Raw genomic sequence first — 21,444 nt, 5'->3', positions numbered from 1 at the left:
CTGCCTGAGCGTCGGGGCCCCGGTGAGAGTGAGTGCGCGGGCGTCCCGGGAGGACGTGTTCGCATCGACGAGCCAGGCGCCCATGCGCCAGGGAAAGTCCTGCACGCGCCACGCCTCCGCGACCTGGCCTCGGAATGGTCATGTATCGGTGGTGACCCACCGCCAGAAGCGTATATCCTGCCGAATTTCATGGAGATGCTCATGTCTGTTCGCTTTCCCGCCCGCCGCCTGGCTGCTGTAGGCCTGGCGGCCTTCGCCCTGCTGATCGGGCCGGCCATATCTCCGGCGCAGGCCTACACCTACGACGAGAAGACGGTGACGATCAGGAACGCGTACAGCGGCAAGTGCTTGGAGGTTGCCGACTGGAGCATGGCCTGGGGCGCCCAGGTCCGGCAGTGGGACTGCACCGGTGGTGCCAACCAGAAGTGGGTGAAGGTCTTCGACACCGCCACCGGCAAGGAAAACATGTACTACTACCGCAACGTCAACAGCGGAGCGTGCCTGGAGGTTGCGGGGGCGAACAGCAACTGGAACGGCGCCACCGTCGACCAGTGGCAGTGCAACTTCGGCAACAACCAGGCCTTTTACAACAGCTCCTACATGCCTCCCATGTCGACCACCGGAAAGTGCCTGGAGATCGCCGACTGGCGTGTCGACAACGGCGCTCCGGCCCGGATTTGGGACTGCACCAACGGCGAAAACCAGCGGTGGATTCAGGCACTGGCCGGCTGACGAAGACCCGCCAGCCAATAGTGAACCACCCGGTTCCAGGGCTTCGGCACAGTCGCGAGATGTCCGTTTCGCCACTGTGCGCGCAAAGAAGACCATCGCATCCCTCGCCGTTTTCGGCCTCACCGCCCTCGGCACGGTCGTGGCGGCCCCGGCGGCTCACGCCGGCGGGTGCGGGTGCTCCGGGAACTTCGCCTCGTCCGGCCCCGTCCACGACCGTGGCGGCCAGCAGGCAGGGACGATCCACGACTACTGGGACGGCACCTGCAACTGCTCCGTCTTCGTCTTCGTCAGGAGCACGTACGCGGGTACGGCGACGGCCACCTCGATCCGCAGCGCTCGCGCTCCACCAGGTCACCCACGCGGCCCAGATCGCCGACCTCGACCGGATGGGACTGGACACCATTCGGATCGACCACTCCACCGGGCGGATCGAGCTGATCTCCCATGAGTACGACGACCCGCAGGCCGCCGAGGCTGCCCGCCGCGCCCATGCCGAGCAGCACGACGAACGGCCACCACGCCGCTGGTGGCGCCGACCCTGGTGATACGTCAGTACGACCGGGCAGCCCCAGGGTATTGGCCACATGGACGAGGACCGTTCCGCCGCCGACCGGGGCGATCCGGCCGGCCCCGCCGACCGGGAGCAGCCGACCACGCCTCTTCGGATCAGGACGACGCGCCGCCGGTGCCCGGCCGGGGTGGTGTCCGGGGATGGTCGGGTTGCTGGCGGGATCGGCGGAGCGGACCGGGCCCACTACGGCACAGCGGACCGGGCGGTTGGCCCGGCACAGCTCGCGGTGTGCCGGGTGGTCGCCTTGCCCGGCCGTGGGTGGGGTGGGTGTCCTCGGCCCGCGTCAGTGCCCCCGGCAGCACGCCGGTCCGGCGGCGTTCATGGTCCGGTGCGCTGCCACGACGCTTACGGCACAGGCGATTCGGCGGACGGCGGCCAGCGGTGGCCGGCATCGTGCAGCTTGCCGAGGGCGGCGTGGTCGTTGCCGACCAGTACCTGTGCCAGTCGTGCTGCGGTGGCCACGACATCGGGCCAGCCCGGCGATCGAAGGTAGATCTCGTCGCCGGCACCGGCGCCGACCAAGTCCTGCACCCTGGCGTAGGCGGCGCCGAGGCGCGCCATCAGCGACACCTCCTCGTCGGTGCGCAGGCTTTGCCCCAGCCAGGGCATCGGATCCTCCGCATTGCAGAAGTCGTCGAACAGGACGTGCACCACGTGGTCGAGATTCTCGAACCGATCCGGGTCGAGCCAGACTTCCCGTTGCCAGGTCGGGCTTGCCAGCGCCACGACCGCAGGTACGACGTGCAGGCGGTAGTAAGGCAGCGCGATGCCGTGATCAATCACAGGTCGAGGGTACCGACCTCGTGACCGGCAGGAGACGGGGGCGGCAGGCAGCTGCCCGGCCGGTCTCCGGGCCCGGTGGACAACTCCCCGGTAGATTCCCGCGGGTGACATCGATCCGGCCCCAGGCCGGGCGGGCGGATCGCGGTGAACGGCACGACGCCGGGATACCCGCCACCACCATGACCGGCTGCAGTGTCCGGGCCGTGGCCACGCGGCACCGGGCACCGGGTTGCCCCGGGACGCGGTCAGCGGCGGGTGACGGCGGATCCGCTGTCGTTCAGGGCCTCGGCCCACACCAGCGGGTCGAACCACTTGGCGATGTCCGGCATGTGCGCGGTGATCGCCTTCGATCGAGCCCATGCTCACCAAGGTCGATACGACAACGGCCGCTCATCGCGGTTCGTGGGGCTTGAGCTGTGCAGGGGATACTGCTGCGGTGCTGCTGACATGGATCGCCGAAGTGGCGGACGAGCCCCTGGTACTGGAGCCGGCTGACCGGCGGGTGGAGTGGGAGACCAACACCTGGTGGCTGAGTGCGGAGGTCGAGGACAGGAGGTCGTTGTCCGTCTCCGAGGTGGTGGCTGCTTTCGAGCGGACTGCTTCGGCTCTCCGCGCCCGCATTCGCGAAATGGGTTTTCCCGGGACCGCGACGTTCTACGTGTGGCACGACGACGTCGCCGGGCAGCTGGGGTGTTCGACCGGCTCGGTACCGCCGGACGAGTTGCCGTTCGGCGGAGCCTACGTGCCTTCCGACGACCTCGGATCAGTCGTCGGGGGATTCCTGGCTGACAGCAACCCCGGGGTCATCACCTTGTCGGACCTGGACGAGGCACGAGACTCCGGGCAGATCGAGGCCGAGCCCGAGATCGTGTCCTTCCCTGTCTGGGTCAGCAGCGTCGGAGCCGCCTCACCGTGAACGCTCCAGCCTGTCCGCAGGGACGAGCCGGCGGCGGCAGATGAGGGCTACGGCGAAGGTGAGGAAGTGGTCGGCCCTGCGCTCCTAGCACCGATGCAGGCGTCGGCGGCCGACGGCCCGGGCCCTCGCCCGTACCCCCGACCGCATGCCTCCCACCGCCTCCAGCGGCAGGATCAGCGGGACGTCGGACCGGGCGCCTGACAGCACTGCTGTCTGGATGCGCCGTGTGTCACCGGGCAACGGCCAACCCCTCCCCCACAGCTCCGCCTTGTGTCAGGGTCAGCCGAGCCAGACGATGTCGATGACGTAGAGCCGCCCCGCCGCGCTGTTGACCAGGTAGACGAGGCTGAGCTGGCCGATCGAGGCGCAGCGTACGTCTTCGCCCTCGGTATCGGTGGCGTCCCACTGCGGCCATCCCCAGGGGGTGCGGGCGGCGATGTCGAGCAGGTCGCGGACCAGCTGCTGGGCGTGCGTGGGGAGGTCGGTGAAGGTCTTGACCGCCTTGGGTGACAGGCGGGCGGGCCAGATGTGGTCGCTCACGGACGCGTCCCGAAGAGCTGGTCGATGTCGACACCGTCCTCGTCGTCCAGGCCGGCGGCGACGAAGGCGTCGACCGCGGGTGCGCTGTCCAGGCGGACCTGCCAGGTGCGGACGACCTCGTGCAGCGGGGAGAGGTCGTAGGTCTGGCGGGAGTCCTCCAGTGCCTTGGCCCAGTCCCGCTCGAAGGCCGGCAGCCATCGCTGGGCGCGCTCGGGGCGTTCGGCGCGAATACGGACGAGCAGTTGCGCCGCGGCGCGCGGGGCCGGGGCGGGTGGCGGGGCGGGAAGGTGTTCCGGCTGGGCGCTCATACGAATCTCCTCCACTTCGTCGTCGGTCACGGTACGGCAATCGGTGCCCGCAGTGGCGTGGGCGGGCGGATTCTCCGGTTCCGGCCGGGCAGAAGTGCGCGGCGGCACCGTGCCAGGGAGGGGAATGACCGCACAGCTCACATTTCCCGTACATCCCGGGCGGCCCGCCGCCGGTACAGCCGTGGGAACAACGGGCCCGGCCCGGCATCGCACGAGGCCGGCGTCGACGTTCCGAGAGCTGCCGACCGACTCCACGTAGAGGTCCAGGTCGTCCTCCCGTCCCGTCTCGCCCGCCCGCAGACCGATGAACAGGGGTGCCATCCGTTCGGCACAGGCGACGGCGAGCAGACGCACCGTCTCGTCTCCCCCGGCGTGAAGGGCGTCGACGGCGGTCTCTTCCACGAGCGTCTTCACAAGCCCGTCCTTTCTCCACGTCACTCGCTCAGCCGGTCGACTCGACCGCTCGCCTGCCAACCGGGCGCTCGGTCTCACACGGCGCGCCGCCCGGGGCGGGGTGGTCAGTGGTCGATGCCGAAGTCGATGTACTGGATGCCGGTGAACTCGACGGCCAGGCCCGCTGCGCGGCGGCCGCCGTCCTTGAAGTAGGACTCCTGGAGGGCTTCGGCGAGGATGTCGGCCTGCTGGCGTTCGCTGGCGCCGGTGTCGCGGGCGGCGAAGAGGCGGCGCGCGTACTCGCCGCCGATGTGCTGGCTGAGGTGGCGCAGGCGCGGGTCGTCGGTGGATCCGGCGGCGCTGGCGTAGCCGAACTGGGCCATGGTGCTCAGCTGGAGGCCGTTGTGTTCGGCGGCCTTGCGCATGCGGGCCTTCACCCGGGGCTGCCATTTGGCGCGGACGGCGTCCTCGATGGCGCGGGCGGTGTCGGGTCTGGGGTGGGTGCGGGTGTCCTTGAGCCAGCGCTGGACGGTGCGCCGGGAGACGCCGAGGTCCTGGGCGACCTGCTTGGTGGAGCCCTTGGCGGCCTTGACCAGGAACCGCACCCGGGCGGGGTTGCCCTGCGGGATGGGGCGGGTCTGCATGACGCGCTCCAGGCCGTCGTCGATCTCCCCCACGGTGGTGCTCCCTGTCCGGTGTCCGGCGGCGGTGCCGCCCGTGTCTGAGTGTGCTTGGTGTGCCTGGTGGCGAGGCCGGGGCCCGTGGCGGGCCCGGCCGCGGGTGGGTGCTACTCGTCGTGGGCGGGTGCGGTGCCGCCGGCCTTGATGTACCGGGCGGGGTTCACGTCGTCGGCCAACAGGTCGGCGATCTCGGCGAGCGGGCGGGCGCCCTCGAACTTGACCATTCCCGGCGCCACGCCCAGGCGCAGTGTGCCGGGGACCTGGCGGCCGTCGGGGCCCAGCGGGATCACGTCGAGGGCGGTGGGGCCGAGGGCGGGGTAGAGGGCGCAGTCGGAGAGGACGGCGATGGGGTGGCGGCCGGTGAGCTGGGCGGTCCTGAGGAGTTTGCGGTGGAAGTTGACGCGGGCGGTGGCGATGACGGCGGCGCGGATGTCGGGGCGCCAGGTGGGGCGTTCCAGGGCCGGCCAGGGCCGGCCGGGGCGGTAGCCGTGGCCGCGGGGGCGTTCGCGGAGTTTGCCGATGCCGCCCTTGGCGGTGGCCTTGACGGCGGCGAGGACGGCCAGGTCGACCGGGTCACCGTCCTTGAGCGCGGCCATCGCCTGCAGGAACGCGGTGAGGTCGCGCTCGGCGAGGTCGGTCGGGACGCCGAGGCGGGCCATGGCCGTCTTGTAGGCGGTGGTGAGGCGATCGTGCCAGGGGTCGAGGTACGGGCCGCTCTCGTGGCGCAGCCAGCCCTCCAGTGGCTGGACGCGGGCGCCGAGTTCGGTGGCGTAGGCGACGGTGGGGGTGGCGTACCAGGCCGGTCCGGTGGGGCGGGTGCCGTCCGGGGTGAACGGCGAGGGGAGTCGCTCGTCGAGGTCGATGTGGGAGAGGTCGACGAGCCAGGAGCCGGGCAGCTTCTTGTCGAACACCGGGTTGAGCTCGTGGACGGGCTCGGACAGGCCGACGGTCAGGCGGCCCGCGGCGGAGAGGAACGCGGTGTTGACGTCCACCCCGACCGCCCACGGCAGCACCGCCTCGGCGTCGGTGAGGGGGCGCCACCAGTCCCACGCCTCCTCCGTCAGCACCTCCTCGGGCCCGCTCCCCCGGCCCTGGGCGAGCGGGTGGACGTCCGGGACCTCCGGCGGCGCGGCGTCGACCGCCGCGTGCAGGGAGCCCGGGACCGGGGCGGACGTCCAGCCGCCGCTCTCACCGCGCACCGGCTTGGTGGGCGGGCGCAGCGCGGTCATGAGTTCGAGGCCGGAGACGGCGGTGGAGCCGCGGGGGGTGATGACGGTGTCGGCGTAGGTGGCGAGCAGGCGCAGCAGGCCGACCGCGTCCAGGTGGTCGGGGACGTGCCAGCCGGAGCTGGTCAGCGCCCCCCACATCGGCACGCAGTACTGGACGCATTCGCGGCGGGCGCCGTCGGGGGTGCGGTAGACGCGGGCCCAGGGGCCGAAGCCGCGGCGGGTGAGCTGCCAGCCGTCCTTGGTCAGGGCTTTCACCACGCGGTGGGTGTCGGGCAGGCGCCCGGTGCGGGGCGCGTAGGTGGTCTTCTCGTCCGTGCCCGTCGGGGGCAGGCCGAGTTCGGTGGCGGCCGCGTCGGTGAGGACGACCAGCGGATCGCCGTCGCGGCCCCACTGGTGAAGGCGCGGCGAGCCGAGGCCGGCGGTAAGCGTCCATTCGGTCAGTGCGGACAGTGTCCTGGCCGGAACCTCCATGACCTGGCCGTCGGTCAGGTGCGCGGCCAGGTGCTTACCCGTGGCGGCGACGTCCACCACGGCGAGCGGCCCGGCCGGGAAGCGGGCGGCGGCCGCCTGCTGCCACTCCGGCACCACGGACGCCTTCGCCGCCTTCGTTGCTTTCGCGGTCGCCGGAGCGGCCTTGCGGGCCCGCGCCGGGACACCCGAGCGCGACGGTGCCGCACCGCGGGTCTCGGCGGGCGGGGACACCGGCCGGGGTGCGGCCGGGGCGGTCGTGGCGGCCGGCGTCGATGCCGTGACCGGCCCCGCCGGAGCGGTAGCGGCAGAAACCGGCGCGGGGCTGCACCAGCCACCGCCGTGCATCGGCCGTCCTCCCGCCCGGAACGGCGTCGGACGCCCGCACCGCACACACGCCGCAGGCTCGGCCATGACCAGCTCACCGGCCGGACTCTGGTCCAGCGTCACCAGCTCCGCTCCCGCCCCTGCCCCTGCCCCCGGCGTCGGCGTCGGCGTCGGCAGCACGCTCGGCGCGGTCACCGGTGCGGCGGCGGTCGGCTCCGGCCCGGTCCCGGCCGGGGCCTGCGCCTCGGCGGGCACCAGGCCCGCCTCCCGGGCCCGGCGCAGCCACGCGGTGGGATCCACCGTGCCGTGGCGCAGCGCCAGCGTGGCCAGGAACCGGATGTAGGCCTCACGCTTGGGCGGACGCGGCTCCGTCGTCCCCGCCTCCCAGCGCACGATCGTCTCCCGGCGGGCCCGCAGCGCCTTCGCCAGGTCCTCCTGCGTCAGGTCGGCGAGCTTGCGCAGCCGCTCCCGCTCCGCGGGCACCGGCAGATCGTCCTCCGGCTTGGGCCGCGCGAGCAGCGCGTCCACCGAAGCGAACAGGTCATCGGACACAGGCCACCTCCACCCCCACCATAGCGCGAGTGTAACCTCAAACCACACATCCGAAACGCACATTCGAAGGCCTCGGCCATCCGCATGACCACGCTCCGGCCGTCGCCGGGTCGACCCTCCCGGCGAGGTTCGACCGCACACCGGAACCTCGCTCTCGTGGGCTGCCATCGGCAGCGCTGACCAGCACCTGCCGGCCCGGCCGGCCTTCCCCATGACGAAGCACTGCCGGCGGTGCGCCACGACCGGTGCAGTGGTCACGTGGTCGCGCAGTCCAGGATCCGGCCGTCGGCCGTGCCGATGAGCAGGCGGCCGGGCCCGGTGGCGGTGAGCGCAGTCGGGACGACGGGGACACCGGAGACGGTCAGCCGGTGGCGCCAACGGGGGGAGCCGTCGTGGAGGTCGAGGGCCAGGAGCTCGCCGTTGCGGTAGGCGAGGTGGACGGTGTCCGCCTCGGTGTCGAGGTCGGTGGCGACATGGTCGGTCCGGAAAATCCAGCGGGGCGCGCCGTCGGTGATCGTGCGGCGGACGACGAAGGAGCCGCCGGGCTGCAGTCCGTGGCCGCTGTAGACGGTACCGGCGTGCACCAGGTCGCCGTCGTCGGTCTCCACGCCCGGGCCCGGGAAGTGCGTCTGTCCGGGCTCCCAGGAGAACGGGAACAGGGGCTGGACACCCGGCCCCTTCCGGGAGGGCACCGAGAGCCAGTGCCGTTTCCGTGACACCTTGTTGACGTAGTCCCGGCTTCCGTGCCGGATCCGCAGGCGCTCGTGCCGGTCGACGTACGTGGTGGTCCGGTGCTGGATCAGCAGGCCGTCGGCGAGAGCGGTGCGCAGGGGCTGCTCCGGATCGTCCTCCTCCCGGTGGAGGGTGGCCAGGACTCCGGCGTCCGAAATCTCCTCGACGGCGAGGACGTGCCGCCGGGGTTCCCAGTGCGGGCTCAGCGCGGAGAGCGCCCGGTGGGCCCCGTCCCGCCCGTCGGGGCGCGGGGCGGGCACCCGGGGGCCGGCCAGTTCGGCAGCGGTGAGCGAACGCGGTGCGGCGGCGCGCCAGTCGGGCCGCCGCACCACGGCGACGTGGCCCTCGACGTGGGCCCTCCGGTCGTTCTTCCAGTCGTCGGGCGGTGCCGTCAGCACGCGCAGGGCCTGCTCGTCGAGCCAGGTCAGCGCGAGGACCTGGCGGCCGGAGTCGTGCTCCAGGAGGGAGGTGGCGGAGCCCGTTTCCCAGTCGAGCAGGAGCAGCTCGCCCTCGAAGAAGTAGCCGCCGTCGTACTTTCCGGCGCCGACGGCAAGCAGGGGCACCGTGGGGTGGAAGGCCAGGGCGTGCACCGGGAAGCGCGTGCGGAGAACGGCCCGGCAGGCGAGGTCCCCCGTGCCGTACACCCCCACTGTCGCCATCCCGGCGAACCCGCGCTCGCCCGCGACGGCGATCAGGCCGCGCCCCTCGTCGAACACGGCGAGGACGGGCCGACCGACCTCGGCGAACGGGCGCTCGCCGAGGACATGGAGGACGCGGAGCGGGGAGGTCATGCCGGAGATCCTCCCAGTAGGCGGCGTCAGGCTCTTGCGCGGGCCCGCCGAGGGACGTCTCACAGGAGTTGACGACAGCGAGGACTGCTGGTGCGAAACGACCGATGGCGGAGGCCGTCAGCCTTCGGGCCCGGCGGCGGGCCGCGGGGCTCGGCCGTGCCCGCCGAGGAAGGGGACGGGAGTACCGCCGCTCCCGACAGGTTCGGTGCCTGTCAGGAGTTCGGCCGGGGACACCACCAGGACGTCGCAGGCCGCGTGGGCGCGTTCTGGCATGGCCGCCGTGACGAGGTGCTCGGGACGGGCCACCGGTGCCGGGCACCTGCGGCAGGTGCGGCTCAGCGGTCGACCTCGCGGGCGAGGAGGTCCTCGACGCTCTCGCGGCGGATCAGCAGCCGGGCCCGGCCGTCGCGGACGGCGGCGACGGCCGGGCGGCCCACGAGGTTGTAGCCGGAGGCCATGGAGAGCTGGTACGCGCCGGAGGCGGGGACGGCCAGCAGGTCGCCGGCCCGCAGATCGGCCGACAGCCGGGCGCCGCGGACCAGGATGTCGCCGGCCTCGCAGTGGCGGCCGACCACGTCGACCTCCCGGTTGGCGGCGGTGGAGTCCCGTCCGACCAGGCGGACGGAGTACCGCGCGCCGTACAGGGCCGGGCGCGGGTTGTCGCTCATGCCGCCGTCGACGGCGGCGAAGATCCGGCCACCGCTTGTGTGCTTGACCGCCAGCACCCGGTAAACCGCGACGCCGGCGGGAGCGGCGATCGCGCGCCCCGGCTCGATCAGCAGGCGCGGTGTGTCCAGTCGGCGGCGCTTGCAGGCGTCGGCCAGGCGCACGGGGACGAGGGCGGCGAACTCGTCGAGGTCCAGCGCCTCGTCGCCGGGGACGTAGGGCACCGCGTGTCCGCCGCCGAGGTCGAGTTCGGGCAGGTGCAGGCCGTGCTCGTCGCGGACGGCGGCGAGCAGTCCGGCCATCCGGTCGACCGCGGTGAGGTAGGGCTCGACGGTGGTGATCTGGGAGCCGAGGTGGCAGTGCAGCCCGCTCAGGACCAGGCCGGGCTGGGCGAGGATGCGCCGGACGGCGTCGAGGGCTTCCCCGTCGTCGACTGCGAGGCCGAACTTCTGCCCGGTGACGCCGGTGCGGACGGCCTCGTGGTGGCCCGCGGCCACCCCGGGCACCACCCGCAGGAGGACGCGCTGCGGAGCGGTCGGGCTGGTCAGCGCGGCGATGCGGGGGATCTCGGCGAGGTCGTCGACGACGATCCGTCCCACCCGCAGGCGCCGGGCCAGGCGCAACTCGGCGGGGCTCTTGGCGTTGCCGTGCAGGACGATCCGTTCGGGCGGGAAGCCGGCGGCCGCGGCGAGGCGCAGTTCGCCCTCGGAGCAGACGTCGAGGCCCAGGCCCTCCTCGGCGGCCCAGCGGGTGACGGCGCTGCACAGGAACGCCTTGGCGGCGTAGAGCACCTCGGCCGCCGGCAGGGCCGTGCGGTAGGCGCGGCAGCGGGAGCGGAACTCGTCCTCGTCGAGGACGTACAGCGGTGTGCCGAAGCGGTCGGCGGCCTCGGCGAGGCCGACGCCTGCGACGGTGACGTCCCCGGCGGTCGACCGGGCGGAGGCCGGCCACGGGTCGCCGACCGCCGGGTCGGGCTGGTCGGTGTAGAGGCAGGGGCGGACGGGGGTGAGGCTCATGGGGTGGTGCTCCTTGCCGGTGCGGCAGCGGGATCGGTGGCGGTGGGATCGGTGACGGCGGAATCGGTGGCGGTGGGATCGGTTGCAGTGACGGGCCCGAGGTGCCGCAGGACCAGTTCGACCTGAACCCTGGCGGCGCCGGCTCGGCGCAGTGCGGAGGTGACGGCACGCAGCTCGTGCCGGTCGGTGCAGGCGAGGTGGAGTTCCAGGTCTGCGTCGCCGGCGAGGGCGAGCCCCCACTGCACGGCGGGGATCCGGGCGGCCAACTGCTCGAAGTCCATCGGCAGCGGCCCGTGGACGATGCGCGCGACGGCCAACAGGCGGCGGTCGGTCCGGGGCGGGCTTGTCCCGGCGTGGACGGCGGTCCCGCCTCGCGGTGGATGCATGTCCGGTCGGCCGGGTGCGGGTGCGACAGGGCGGACGGTCACGACCGGTGCAGCAGCGCCGGCAACTGCGGCGATGCGGGAACCGGCGCGATCGGCCCGACGACCGGGGCCGCGACCATCTGCGGGTCGACGACCAGGGCGACGGCGCCGAGCGGGGCCGCCAGGGCGCGCAGTGCGGGCTCCGCCAGTTCGACGGAGTGCTGGGCCGGCCCGAGCAGTGCGGTCAGCGCCGCGCGGGAGGTGAAGGCGACCGCGCAGCGGATCCCGTCCCGCTGCTTGAACAGCCGCAGCGCGTAGGCGCCGCTCACGGCTCGGACCGGGACGTGCAGGTGGTGCCGGGGTTCTTCGGGCGCCGCGGGGGCGGGGTCGGTACGGGTCATGGGGTGCGCTCCGGGGGCTGGGTGGAAGCAGTGCGGGTCCACGTCGACCCGGTGGGAACATCTCCGACGCCAGGCACTCGCATGCGAGGCGAGCGCCGTTCCTGACGCTTCGTTGACTGTCGCGGGGCCGGCCTTGACGAACCCCTGACGCGGCCCCTCCCCAGCCGATCGGAGGCACGCACCCCGGTGCCGTCAAGGGCACGTTCGGATCGGGCCCCGCGGCATCAGGATCGTGTCAATGACCGGCTCCTCCCCGGCGACCGGCCGCTTTGCTGGGAGCACCTGCACCAGCGAGACGGAGGATCGGACATGGACGACAGCCACCCGGACGAGGGCCCGCGCTGCCGGGTCATGGCGGGAGTGAGCGGATCGCTCGGCAGCCTCGCGGCACTGCACCGGGCGGTGGCCGAGGCCCGGCGCATCGACGCCGAAGTGGTGGCCGTCCTGGTGTGGGAGCCGCCGGGCGGCGAGTTCGGCTACCGGCGCTCGCCCTGTCCTCCCCTTCTCGACGCCGTGCGCGAGGCGGCCGACGAACGGCTGCGCACCGCGCTCGACGAGGCCTTCGGCGGGGCCGACCCGGGCGTGCCGCTGCGGGCGCTGACCGTCCGGGGCGAGCCCGGCACCGCACTCGTCCGCACCGCCCACCGCCCCGAAGACCTGCTGGTCGTCGGAGCCGGAGGCGGCTGGCTGCACCGGGGCCTGCGTCCCTCGGCCGCGGCGTACTGCGTCCGGCACGCGACCTGCCCGGTGCTCGCCGTACCCGTGCCCGCGCTGCAGCGCGACCTGGAGACCCTGCGCCGCCGCAACCTGTGGCACCTCCCGGCCGAGACGGCCCCGACGCGTTGAGGAGGCCGTACCCGTGCGCATGTACTCCGCCCGGCCGGGTGGCCGCGTCTTCCGGCCCGAGGCCGACCGCTTGCCGGTGGCGATGTCCGGCGCCCTGGCCCTGCTGGCAGCGGCGGCCCTCGCCCTGGCCTGCCTCGGCGAGCTGCGGCCGACCTGGTTAGCCCTGGCCGCGTACACCGCGACGAGCTGCGGGCTCGGCGCCTTCTCTCGGCCGCGCGCGGCACTGCTGATCGCGGGTGCGGCCTGGCTGTTCCACAACGGCTTCGCCGAGCACCGCCACGCCGAGCTCGGTCGGGGCGGGACGGGCGTGGAGAGCGCACATCTCGCGCTGTTCACCCTCGGCGCGCTGATGGGTGCCCTGCCCGGGATGCTGCCCCGCCGCAGGGTGCGCACCGGCGGCCGCCGCCTCCCGCAGCCGTCCGCCGCCCGGCATCCCTAACGCCACATCAACGGGAACCCGAACGGCCCTGATCGGGCAGGTGGGCGTCGCAGGCCTGCCCCGGACAGCCGTGCTGTCCGGGGCAGGCCCCGTTTCCGGCCGGCCCGTGCTTCCGGTGGAAGGACTGCCGGCGTCAAGGCGGCGTCAAAGTTCCCGGGGCGGCCGTATGGAGAGCGTCAGGGCCGCCGGAAACGCCCGGATCCGCTGCTTGGCTTCATCTGCCGGCCTCCCGCCGGCGCCGCGGGGGCCCTTCGGAGCCGCCCGCGGCCAGGCACTGAACCCCTTCGGGTGGAACCCATGTCAGACCTGCTCTTCGTCGGTGTCACGGTCGCCGTGTTCGCCGTCATCGCCCTGATCGCGCGGGGGGTGGAGAAGCTGTGAGTGCGGACAACCTCATCGGCCTCCTGGTGGCCGCCGGCCTCGTCGGCTACCTCGTCCTGGCCATCATCTACCCGGAGAAGTTCTGACCATGAGCTCCACTGCTGCGGGCTGGCTGCAGGTCCTCGCCCTGGTGGGCGCTCTGGCCCTGTGCCACCGCCCCCTCGGCGACCACATCGCCAAGCTCCTCACCACCGCCCGGCACCTGGGAGCCGAGCGCGTCCTCTACCGCGTCGTCGGCGTCGACGGCGACGCCGACCAGCGCTGGCCCGTCTACCTGCGCTCGGTCCTGGCCTTCTCCGCCCTCTCGATCCTCTTCCTGTACGGCCTGATACGCCTCCAGTCGCACCTGCTGCTGAGCCTGGGCGTGCCGCAGATGCCCGGCCACCAGGCCTGGAACACCGCGATCTCGTTCACCACCAACACCAACTGGCAGTCCTACAGCGGCGAGTCCGCGATGGGCCATCTGGTGCAGACGGCCGGCCTGGCGGTGCAGAACTTCGTCTCCGCCGCCGTCGGCATCGCCGTCGTGGCGGCGCTGATCCGCGGCTTCACCCGCCACCGCACCGACCGGGTCGGCAACTTCTGGGTCGACCTCACCCGCATCGTGCTGCGCCTGCTGCTGCCACTGGCGATCGTCTTCGCCCTGGTGCTGGTGGCGAACGGCGTGGTGCAGAACTTCCACGGCTTCCACGAGGTCACCACCCTCACCGGGGGCACCCAGGCGATCCCGGGCGGGCCGGTGGCCTCGCAGGAGGTCGTCAAGGAGCTGGGCACCAACGGCGGCGGCTTCTACAACGCCAACTCCGCGCACCCCTTCGAGAACCCGACCGGTTTCACCAACTGGCTGGAGATCTTCCTGCTGCTGGTGATCTCGTTCTCGCTGCCCCGCACCTTCGGCCGGATGGTCGGCGACCACCGGCAGGGCTACGCGATCGTCGCGGTGATGGGCCTGTTCTGGGTGGCCTCGGCCGCGCTGATCACGTTCGCCGAGTCGCACCACTCCGGTGCGGCGCTGAACGCCGCCGGTTCCGCGACGGAGGGCAAGGAGCAGCGGTTCGGCATCGCCGCGTCCAGCCTGTTCGCGGCCTCCACGACCCTCACCTCCACCGGCGCGGTGAACTCCTTCCACGACTCGTTCACGCCGTTCGGCGGCGGTCTGACGATCTTCAACATGATGCTCGGCGAGATCGCGCCCGGCGGCACCGGCTCCGGCCTGTACGGCATGCTGATCCTGGCGATCGTCGCGGTGTTCGTCGCCGGTCTGATGGTGGGCCGCACGCCGGAGTACCTGGGCAAGAAGCTCGGCGGCCGGGAGATGAAGTTCGCCTCCCTCTACATCCTCACCACGCCCGCCCTGGTGCTGGTCGGCACCGGTGTCGCGATGGCCCTGCCCGGCGAGCGCGCCGGGATGCTCAACTCCGGGCCGCACGGCTTCGCCGAGGTCCTGTACGCCTTCACCTCCGCCGCCAACAACAACGGCTCGGCCTTCGCCGGCATCACCGTCAACACCGACTGGTACGACACGGCGCTGGGGCTGGCGATGGTGTTCGGCCGGTTCCTGCCGATGGTGTTCGTCCTCGCTCTGGCCGGCTCGCTCGCGCGGCAGCAGCCCGTGCCCGCCACGCCGGGCACCCTGCCCACCCACCGGCCGCTGTTCGTGGGCCTGTTGTCGGGCGTCGTCGTGATCGTCGTCGGCCTCACCTACTTCCCGGCCCTGGCGCTCGGGCCGATCGCGGAAGGTCTCCACTGATGTCGTCCACTCTCACCCCTCCCGCGCCCGCACCGGCGGACCAGGGCCCGTCGACCGGGCACAGGGTCTCCGGCGGTCTGCTGGACCCGAAGCTGATCGTCGCCTCGCTGCCGGACGCGGTGAAGAAGCTCGACCCGCGGGTCATGGTCAAGAACCCGGTCATGTTCGTGGTCGAGGTCGGCTCGGTGGTCACCACCGTCTCCGCGATCGCCGACCCGTCCGTCTTCGCCTGGTCGATCGCCCTGTGGCTCTGGCTCACCACCGTCTTCGCCAACCTCGCCGAGGCCGTGGCCGAGGGCCGCGGCAAGGCCCAGGCCGACACCCTGCGCAGGAGCCGCACCGAGGCCATGGCCCGCCGCCTCGCCGACTGGCCCGCCTCGCAGGCCGAGGAGCAGGTGCCGGGAACGGCCCTGCGGCTCGGCGACCACGTGGTCGTCGAGGCCGGGCAGACCATCCCCGGCGACGGAGACGTCGTCGAGGGCGTCGCCTCGGTGGACGAGTCGGCGATCACCGGCGAGTCCGCCCCGGTCATCCGCGAGTCCGGCGGCGACCGCAGCGCGGTCACCGGCGGCACCAGGGTGCTCTCCGACCGGATCGTCGTGAAGATCGCCTCCGAGCCCGGCAAGACCTTCGTCGACCGCATGATCGCCCTGGTGGAGGGCGCCGCCCGGCAGAAGACCCCGAACGAGATCGCCCTCAACATCCTGCTGGCCTCGCTGACGATCGTCTTCCTGATCGCGGTCGTCACCCTGCAGCCGATGGCGACCTACGCCGGCGCCCCGCAGTCCACGGTCGTCCTCGTCGCCCTGATCGTCGCACTCATCCCCACCACCATCGGCGCGCTGCTCTCCGCGATCGGCATCGCCGGCATGGACCGCCTGGTGCAGCGCAACGTGCTCGCGATGTCGGGGCGCGCCGTCGAGGCCGCCGGCGACGTCAACACCCTGCTGCTCGACAAGACCGGCACCATCACCCTCGGCAACCGGCAGGCCGCCGAGTTCCTCCCCGCCGCCGGGGTGCCGATCGGCGAGCTGGCGGACGCCGCACAGCTCTCCTCGCTCGCGGACGAGACCCCCGAGGGCCGCTCGATCGTCGTCCTCGCCAAGACCGTGTACGGCCTGCGGGCCCGTGCCCAGGGCGAACTGACACAGGCCGCCTGGGTGCCGTTCACCGCGCAGACCCGGATGTCCGGCGTCGACCTCGCCGAGGACGGCGGCCTCCGCTCCGTCCGCAAGGGCGCAGCCGGATCCGTCACCCACTGGGTGACGGAGGGCGGCGGCAGCGTCGGCCGGGACGTCGCCGACCTGGTCGACGGGATCTCCGCCGCCGGCGGCACCCCCCTCGTCGTCGCCGAGCGGATCGGCGCACGGCCGGCCCGCGTCCTCGGGGTCGTCCACCTCAAGGACGTCGTCAAGGAGGGCATGAAGGAGCGGTTCGACGAGCTGCGCCGGATGGGCATCCGCACCGTCATGATCACCGGTGACAACCCGCTCACCGCCAGGGCCATCGCCGAGGAGGCAGGTGTCGACGACTTCCTCGCCGAGGCCACCCCCGAGGACAAGATGGCCCTGATCAAGAAGGAACAGGCTGGCGGCAAGCTCGTCGCGATGACCGGCGACGGCACCAACGACGCCCCCGCCCTCGCCCAGGCCGACGTGGGCGTCGCCATGAACACCGGGACCATGGCCGCCAAGGAGGCCGGCAACATGGTCGACCTCGACTCCAACCCCACCAAACTCATCGAGATCGTCGAGATCGGCAAGCAACTCCTGATCACCCGGGGCGCGCTGACGACCTTCTCGATCGCCAACGACGTCGCCAAGTACTTCGCGATCATCCCCGCGATGTTCGCCGGCGTCTACCCGGGCCTGCGCCACCTCAACATCATGGGCCTGCACAGCCCCGAGTCCGCGATCACCTCCGCGATCGTCTTCAACGCCCTCGTCATCGTCGGCCTGATCCCCCTCGCCCTGCGCGGCGTCACGTACCGCCCCGCCGACGCCGGCTCGCTGCTGGCCCGCAACATCGGGGTCTACGGCCTCGGCGGCCTGGTCGTCCCGTTCGTCGGGATCAAGGCGATCGACCTGATCGTCCAGTTCGTCCCCGGCCTGAGCTGAGAGAACGAGAACCATGCCCACCATCGTGCGCACCCACCTCACCGCCCTGCGGATGCTGCTGGTGATGACCGTGATCCTCGGCCTCGCCTACCCGCTGCTCGTCACCGGCATCAGCCAGGTCGCCTTCCCCGCCAAGGCCGACGGATCGATCGTGACGTCCGCCGGCAAGGAGGTCGGCTCCGGTCTCCTCGGCCAGACCTACGACCTGCCGAAGAAGAACCCGGCCGACCCGGACGAGGCCGCCCGGCCCGACCCGCAGTTCTTCCAGCCCCGCCCGTCCGCGTACGGCTACGACCCGAAGAGCTCCGGAGCCTCCAACCTCGGCCCGAACAGCGAGGACCTGCTCAAGGCCGTGCAGGAACGCCGCGCCGCCGTCGCCGCCTTCGACGGCGTCGACCCGGCGAGCGTCCCGCCGGACGCCCTCACCTCGTCCGGCTCCGGCCTCGACCCGCACATCTCCGTCGCCTACGCGAAGCAGCAGGCCGCCCGGGTCGCCAGAGCCCGCAACCTGCCCCGGACGACGGTGGACGCGCTCGTCGAGAAGTACACCGACGGTCGCTCGCTCGGCTTCCTCGGCCAGGCCGGCGTCAACGTCGTCCTGCTCAACACGGCGCTCGGCGAGCAGAAGTGACCGCGTCACCCCGGTCCGTCGTCTAGGCCGGCCGGCCCGGGTGCAGGAGACCCCCGCACCCGGGCCGGCCGGTTCGTGTCCTCCGCCAGCCCCCGTCACGAAAGAGCAGAGCCCATGTCCCGCGACCTCGCCCCCGGCACCGCCGCCCGCCGCGGCCGGCTGAGGGTGTACCTCGGCTCCGCCCCCGGCGTGGGCAAGACCTACCGGATGCTCGACGAGGCCCACCGGAAACGGGAACGCGGCGCGGACCTGGTCGTCGGCTACATCGAGTGCCACGGCAGGCACCGCACCGAGCGCGCCCTCGAAGGCCTGGACGTCGTGCCGCGCCTCACCCGCACCCACCGCGGGAGCGAGTTCGAGGAGATGGACCTCGACGCGGTGCTGGCCCGGCGGCCGTCGGTGGCGCTGGTCGACGAGCTCGCCCACACCAACGTCCCCGGCGGCCGCAACGCCAAGCGCTGGCAGGACGTCGAGGAACTCCTCGCCGCCGGCATCGACGTCATCACCACCGTCAACGTCCAGCACCTCGAATCGCTCAACGACGTCGTCGAGAAGATCACCGGCATCCCGCAGCGCGAGACCGTCCCCGACGGGGTCGTCCGCCGCGCCGACCAGATCGAACTCGTCGACATGGCACCCCAGGCCCTCCGCCGCCGGATGGCCCACGGCAACGTCTACAAGGCGGAGAAGGTGGACGCCGCACTCTCCAACTACTTCCGCGTCGGCAACCTCACCGCCCTGCGCGAACTCGCCCTGCTCTGGGTCGCGGGCCGCGTCGACGAAGGGCTGCGCGACTACCGCGCCGCGCACGACATCGACCGGGTCTGGGAGACCACCGAACGCGTCGTCGTCGCCCTCACCGGCGGCCCCGAGGGCGAGGCGCTGATCCGCAGGGCCGCCCGCATCGCCGCCCGTACCGCGGGCGGCGACCTGTTCGCCGTGCACGTCACCCGCAGCGACGGCCTGGCCGGGGCCTCCCCGGGCAGCCTCGCCGAACAGCGGCGGCTCGTCGAATCCCTCGGCGGTAGCTACCACGTCGTGGTCGGCGACGACATCCCCACCGCGCTGCTCGCCTTCGCCCGCGCGCACGACGCCACCCAGCTGGTGCTGGGCACCAGCCGTCGCGGCCGGACCACCCGCTTCCTCACCGGCCCCGGCATCGGCGAGACCACCGTGGACGCCTCCGAGGACATCGACGTCCACATGGTCACCCACGCCTTCACCGGCCGGGGCCGGCTGCCGTCGCTCGGCCGCCGCCACTCCCGCCGCCGCACCGCCGCCGGCATCGCCTCGGGCCTCGCACTCCCCGCCCTGCTCACCGCCGGGCTGTCCCAGGTGCCGGGCCTGAACCTCACCACCGTCGCCCTCATCTTCCAACTCGGCGTCGTGGCGGTCGCGCTGCTCGGCGGCGCCACCTCCGCCCTGCTGGCGTCGCTGGTCGCCTCGCTGCTGCTCAACTACTTCTTCATCCCGCCCGTCCACACCTTCACCATCGGCGAGCCCAACAACGTCATCGCGCTCGCGGTGTTCGCCGTCGTCGCGCTCACCGTCTCCACCGTGGTCGACCGCGCCACCCGCCTCACCGCCCGGGCCGCCCGCGCCACCGCGGAGGCCGAGACCCTGAGCACCCTGGCCGGCAGCGTCCTGCGCGGCGCCGAAGCCGTACCCGCGCTGCTGGAGAAGACCCGCACCGCCTTCGGCCTGGACTCCGTCGCCCTGCTCGACCGGGCGGGCGGCGCCACGATCGCGCGCAGCCACGCCGACGGCGATCCGGCACCCGACCGCGTCGTGACCGAACTCCCGGCCGGAGGCGAGGCGCTGCTGATCCTGGCCGGCCGCCGCCTGCCCGCCGCGGACATGCGGGTCCTCACCGCCTTCGCCGCGCACATCGCCGCCGCCCTGGAGCGCGACCGCCTCGCCACCGCCGCCGCCGAGATAGAACCCGTCCGGGCCGCCGACCGGATGCGCACCGCGCTCCTCGCCGCCGTCAGCCACGACCTGCGCACCCCGCTCGCCGCCGCCCTCGCCGCCGTCGGCTCGCTGCGCAGCCCCGACGTCGAGTTCTCCGACGACGACCGGGCCGAACTCCTCGACCTCGCCGACAGCTCCCTCGTCAGACTCACCCGCCTGGTCGACAACCTCCTCGACATGAGCCGCCTGCAGGCCGGCGCCCTCACCCTGCACCTCGCCCCCACCCGCCTCGACGAGGTGCTGTCCCGCGCGGTCGACTCCCTCGCCGACCCCGGCGCCCCCGTCCGGCCCGTCGGCCTCGACACCGCCCCCGCCGTGCTCGCCGACCCGCCCCTGCTGGAACGCGTGCTGGCCAACGTCGTCACCAACGCACTGCGGCACAACGCCCCCGGCCGACCCGTCCTCGTCACCGCCAGCAGCCACCTGCACCGCGTGGAGATCCGCGTCGTCGACCGCGGCCCCGGCATCGCCCCGGAACAGCGGGACCGCATGTTCCTGCCGTTCCAGCGGCTCGGCGACACCGACAACACCACGGGCCTGGGCCTCGGCCTCGCCCTCTCCCGCGGCCTCGCCGAAGCCATGGGCGGCACCCTCGACGTCGAGGACACCCCCGGCGGCAGCACCACCATGCTCCTCACCCTGCCCGCGGCGGAGGAGAGCCCCGACCCGGAGATCGCGGAGGCGGAGGGGTGAGGGGCCACGTACCGCACCCATGCCGCTCTCCCGCCCGAAGGCCGCCGTGTCCCGGGGCGGGGCCGGCCGGCACGTCCCGGGAAGGACACACCCATGAGCCGGATCCTCGTGATCGACGACGAGCCGCAGCTCCTGCGCGCCCTGGAGATCAACCTGCACGCCCGCCGGTACGCGGCGCTCACCGCCGCTTCCGGACAGGAAGCGCTCGACCTCGCAGGCCGGGTGCCGCCCGACGCCGTCCTGCTCGACCTCGGTCTGCCCGACATCGACGGCATGGACATCATCCACGGCCTCCGGACCTGGAGCACGGTCCCGATCATCGTCCTCTCGGGGCGTGCCGACGCCACCGCCAAGATCCGGGCCCTCGACGCGGGCGCCGACGACTACGTGACCAAGCCCTTCGTCATGGACGAACTCTTCGCACGGCTGCGGGCCGTCCTGCGACGGCCTCCCCGTGAGGACCCGCCCCGTGAGGGCCCGCCGCCCCGGACGGTGATCGGAGCCCACACCGTCGACATCGATGCGGGTCAGGTCACCGGGCCGGAGGGCACCGTGCGGCTCACACCCACCGAATGGAAGATCCTCGTGCTGATGCTCGCCAACCCCGGCAGCCTGATCCCCGGCCACCGGATTCTCCACGAGGTGTGGGGTCCGGACCAGGAGGAGAAAACCAACTACCTCCGGGTCTACTTCGCAGGCCTGCGCCGCAAACTGGAGCCCGACCCCGCACACCCCCGTCACCTGGTCACGGAACCGGGCATCGGCTACCGCTACCAGCCCTGACCCCCCTCATGTCGACGGGCCGGTCCTGGTCCCGGCCCTGCGACTCGGGCCACGGGTGCTGGTCCGCCGCGAGGGCGGCGCCCGGCGAGCCGGGGCAGTTCTCCCGCCCGGAAGTGCCGGGGTCGGAGACGGCGAAGGCGGATCAGTTGCCCACGAACGGTCTCGGCCTCGCGGCGCCGGGGGCCCGGTGCAGATGCCCGGGTCTTCCGATGACCTGGGCCATGCCGGCCGCGTCGTGCCGTCCTCGGCCGAGCAGCCGGCACAGGATGGCGCGTGGTGGCGCACGGTGGCGCCGAGTGATGCCACCATGCGCCATTCGGTGGCACCAAAGGCGCATGAGCACCCATGGCATCGCCGCGCTTC

Annotated in this window: 20 protein-coding genes; 11 read left to right on the top strand and 9 right to left on the bottom strand. The window is 72.9% G+C overall.

The features are described 5' to 3' along the window. The first annotated feature begins 201 nt into the window (after positions 1-201). Together SNE206_RS32795 and SNE206_RS32790 are read left to right on the top strand one after the other, a co-directional pair. On the top strand, positions 202-732 hold the full coding sequence (locus SNE206_RS32795) for an RICIN domain-containing protein (protein ID WP_407917180.1): 531 nt from the start codon (positions 202-204) through the stop codon (positions 730-732). A gap of 386 nt (positions 733-1,118) precedes the next feature. Further along, a complete protein-coding gene (locus SNE206_RS32790) occupies positions 1,119-1,277 on the top strand; it encodes a hypothetical protein (RefSeq protein WP_407917179.1) in 159 nt (52 codons plus the stop codon). Positions 1,278-1,648: 371 nt separating this feature from the next. Here the strand turns inward: SNE206_RS32790 and SNE206_RS32785 are convergent, their stop codons facing one another. After that, positions 1,649-2,086: an SCO4402 family protein gene (locus SNE206_RS32785; protein ID WP_407917178.1), complete on the bottom strand. Its 438-nt coding sequence runs from the start codon at positions 2,084-2,086 to the stop codon at positions 1,649-1,651. 358 nt (positions 2,087-2,444) lie between these two features. On the opposite strand from SNE206_RS32785, the gene SNE206_RS32780 reads away from it, so the two are divergent. After that, positions 2,445-3,002 (top strand): hypothetical protein, encoded by a 558-nt coding sequence (locus SNE206_RS32780; protein ID WP_407917177.1) that lies wholly within the window; start codon positions 2,445-2,447, stop codon positions 3,000-3,002. Between the two features lie 279 nt (positions 3,003-3,281). On the opposite strand, the gene SNE206_RS32775 is transcribed toward SNE206_RS32780, so the two are convergent. The 8 genes from SNE206_RS32775 to SNE206_RS32740 form a co-directional block, all read right to left on the bottom strand. Continuing rightward, positions 3,282-3,542 carry a hypothetical protein gene (locus SNE206_RS32775; protein WP_407917176.1) on the bottom strand — a complete coding sequence of 87 codons (261 nt, stop codon included), beginning with the start codon at positions 3,540-3,542 and terminating at the stop codon, positions 3,282-3,284. Further along, complete coding sequence (locus SNE206_RS32770) at positions 3,539-3,850, bottom strand: DUF6247 family protein (protein WP_407917175.1); 312 nt, start codon at positions 3,848-3,850, stop codon at positions 3,539-3,541. The genes SNE206_RS32775 and SNE206_RS32770 overlap by 4 nt, the downstream gene beginning before the upstream one ends. A 518-nt stretch (positions 3,851-4,368) precedes the next feature. Further along, positions 4,369-4,920: a telomere-protecting terminal protein Tpg gene (gene tpg / locus SNE206_RS32765; RefSeq protein WP_407917174.1), complete on the bottom strand. Its 552-nt coding sequence runs from the start codon at positions 4,918-4,920 to the stop codon at positions 4,369-4,371. Between the two features lie 110 nt (positions 4,921-5,030). After that, positions 5,031-7,499: a telomere-associated protein Tap gene (tap, locus tag SNE206_RS32760; RefSeq protein ID WP_407917173.1), complete on the bottom strand. Its 2,469-nt coding sequence runs from the start codon at positions 7,497-7,499 to the stop codon at positions 5,031-5,033. A gap of 254 nt (positions 7,500-7,753) precedes the next feature. Next, the gene (locus tag SNE206_RS32755; RefSeq protein ID WP_407917172.1) at positions 7,754-9,022 is read right to left on the bottom strand and encodes a hypothetical protein; all 1,269 of its coding nucleotides are present in this window, start codon (positions 9,020-9,022) and stop codon (positions 7,754-7,756) included. A 335-nt stretch (positions 9,023-9,357) separates the two neighbouring features. After that, positions 9,358-10,704, bottom strand: coding sequence for a diaminopimelate decarboxylase (lysA, locus tag SNE206_RS32750; RefSeq protein ID WP_407917171.1), 1,347 nt, complete (start codon positions 10,702-10,704; stop codon positions 9,358-9,360). After that, entirely contained in the window at positions 10,701-11,021 is a 321-nt protein-coding gene (locus SNE206_RS32745) for a hypothetical protein (protein ID WP_407917170.1), read from the bottom strand. Before SNE206_RS32745 ends, lysA begins: the two co-directional genes overlap by 4 nt. 107 nt (positions 11,022-11,128) lie before the next feature. Further along, entirely contained in the window at positions 11,129-11,470 is a 342-nt protein-coding gene (locus SNE206_RS32740; protein WP_407917169.1) for an SAV_915 family protein, read from the bottom strand. A gap of 309 nt (positions 11,471-11,779) precedes the next feature. On the opposite strand from SNE206_RS32740, the gene SNE206_RS32735 reads away from it, so the two are divergent. The 8 genes from SNE206_RS32735 to SNE206_RS32700 all read left to right on the top strand — a co-directional run bounded on the left by SNE206_RS32735 (position 11,780) and on the right by SNE206_RS32700 (position 21,081). After that, on the top strand, positions 11,780-12,316 hold the full coding sequence (locus tag SNE206_RS32735) for a universal stress protein (protein WP_407917168.1): 537 nt from the start codon (positions 11,780-11,782) through the stop codon (positions 12,314-12,316). A gap of 13 nt (positions 12,317-12,329) precedes the next feature. Then, entirely contained in the window at positions 12,330-12,755 is a 426-nt protein-coding gene (locus SNE206_RS32730; protein ID WP_407917167.1) for a hypothetical protein, read from the top strand. A gap of 377 nt (positions 12,756-13,132) precedes the next feature. After that, positions 13,133-13,222 carry a K(+)-transporting ATPase subunit F gene (gene kdpF / locus SNE206_RS32725; RefSeq protein ID WP_407917166.1) on the top strand — a complete coding sequence of 30 codons (90 nt, stop codon included), beginning with the start codon at positions 13,133-13,135 and terminating at the stop codon, positions 13,220-13,222. 2 nt (positions 13,223-13,224) lie between these two features. Beyond that, positions 13,225-14,886 carry a potassium-transporting ATPase subunit KdpA gene (gene kdpA / locus SNE206_RS32720; protein WP_407917165.1) on the top strand — a complete coding sequence of 554 codons (1,662 nt, stop codon included), beginning with the start codon at positions 13,225-13,227 and terminating at the stop codon, positions 14,884-14,886. Further along, positions 14,886-17,003: a potassium-transporting ATPase subunit KdpB gene (gene kdpB / locus SNE206_RS32715; RefSeq protein ID WP_407917164.1), complete on the top strand. Its 2,118-nt coding sequence runs from the start codon at positions 14,886-14,888 to the stop codon at positions 17,001-17,003. Before kdpA ends, kdpB begins: the two co-directional genes overlap by 1 nt. 13 nt (positions 17,004-17,016) lie before the next feature. Beyond that, complete coding sequence (gene kdpC, locus SNE206_RS32710; protein ID WP_407917163.1) at positions 17,017-17,634, top strand: potassium-transporting ATPase subunit KdpC; 618 nt, start codon at positions 17,017-17,019, stop codon at positions 17,632-17,634. Positions 17,635-17,748: 114 nt separating this feature from the next. Beyond that, positions 17,749-20,298 carry an ATP-binding protein gene (locus SNE206_RS32705; protein WP_407917162.1) on the top strand — a complete coding sequence of 850 codons (2,550 nt, stop codon included), beginning with the start codon at positions 17,749-17,751 and terminating at the stop codon, positions 20,296-20,298. A 93-nt stretch (positions 20,299-20,391) separates the two neighbouring features. Next, positions 20,392-21,081, top strand: a complete 690-nt coding sequence (locus SNE206_RS32700) for a response regulator (protein WP_407917161.1) — start codon at positions 20,392-20,394, stop codon at positions 21,079-21,081. Positions 21,082-21,444 lie beyond the last annotated feature (363 nt).

The organism is Kitasatospora sp. NE20-6 (assembly GCF_045862635.1).
The sequence above is the reverse complement of the archived record's forward strand: the minus strand, read 5'-3'. Positions and strand labels throughout refer to the sequence as shown.

Bases quoted from the DNA above. Each gene is read 5' to 3' on its own strand.
- SNE206_RS32795 (WP_407917180.1), top strand. From the start codon at position 202: ATGTCTGTTCGCTTTCCCGCCCGCCGCCTGGCTGCTGTAGGCCTGGCG.
- SNE206_RS32790 (WP_407917179.1), top strand. From the start codon at position 1,119: ATGGGACTGGACACCATTCGGATCGACCACTCCACCGGGCGGATCGAG.
- SNE206_RS32780 (WP_407917177.1), top strand. From the start codon at position 2,445: ATGCTCACCAAGGTCGATACGACAACGGCCGCTCATCGCGGTTCGTGG.
- SNE206_RS32770 (WP_407917175.1), bottom strand. From the start codon at position 3,850: ATGAGCGCCCAGCCGGAACACCTTCCCGCCCCGCCACCCGCCCCGGCC.
- SNE206_RS32755 (WP_407917172.1), bottom strand. From the start codon at position 9,022: ATGACCTCCCCGCTCCGCGTCCTCCATGTCCTCGGCGAGCGCCCGTTC.
- lysA (WP_407917171.1), bottom strand. From the start codon at position 10,704: ATGAGCCTCACCCCCGTCCGCCCCTGCCTCTACACCGACCAGCCCGAC.
- SNE206_RS32740 (WP_407917169.1), bottom strand. From the start codon at position 11,470: ATGACCCGTACCGACCCCGCCCCCGCGGCGCCCGAAGAACCCCGGCAC.
- SNE206_RS32735 (WP_407917168.1), top strand. From the start codon at position 11,780: ATGGACGACAGCCACCCGGACGAGGGCCCGCGCTGCCGGGTCATGGCG.
- kdpA (WP_407917165.1), top strand. From the start codon at position 13,225: ATGAGCTCCACTGCTGCGGGCTGGCTGCAGGTCCTCGCCCTGGTGGGC.
- kdpB (WP_407917164.1), top strand. From the start codon at position 14,886: ATGTCGTCCACTCTCACCCCTCCCGCGCCCGCACCGGCGGACCAGGGC.
- kdpC (WP_407917163.1), top strand. From the start codon at position 17,017: ATGCCCACCATCGTGCGCACCCACCTCACCGCCCTGCGGATGCTGCTG.
- SNE206_RS32705 (WP_407917162.1), top strand. From the start codon at position 17,749: ATGTCCCGCGACCTCGCCCCCGGCACCGCCGCCCGCCGCGGCCGGCTG.
- SNE206_RS32700 (WP_407917161.1), top strand. From the start codon at position 20,392: ATGAGCCGGATCCTCGTGATCGACGACGAGCCGCAGCTCCTGCGCGCC.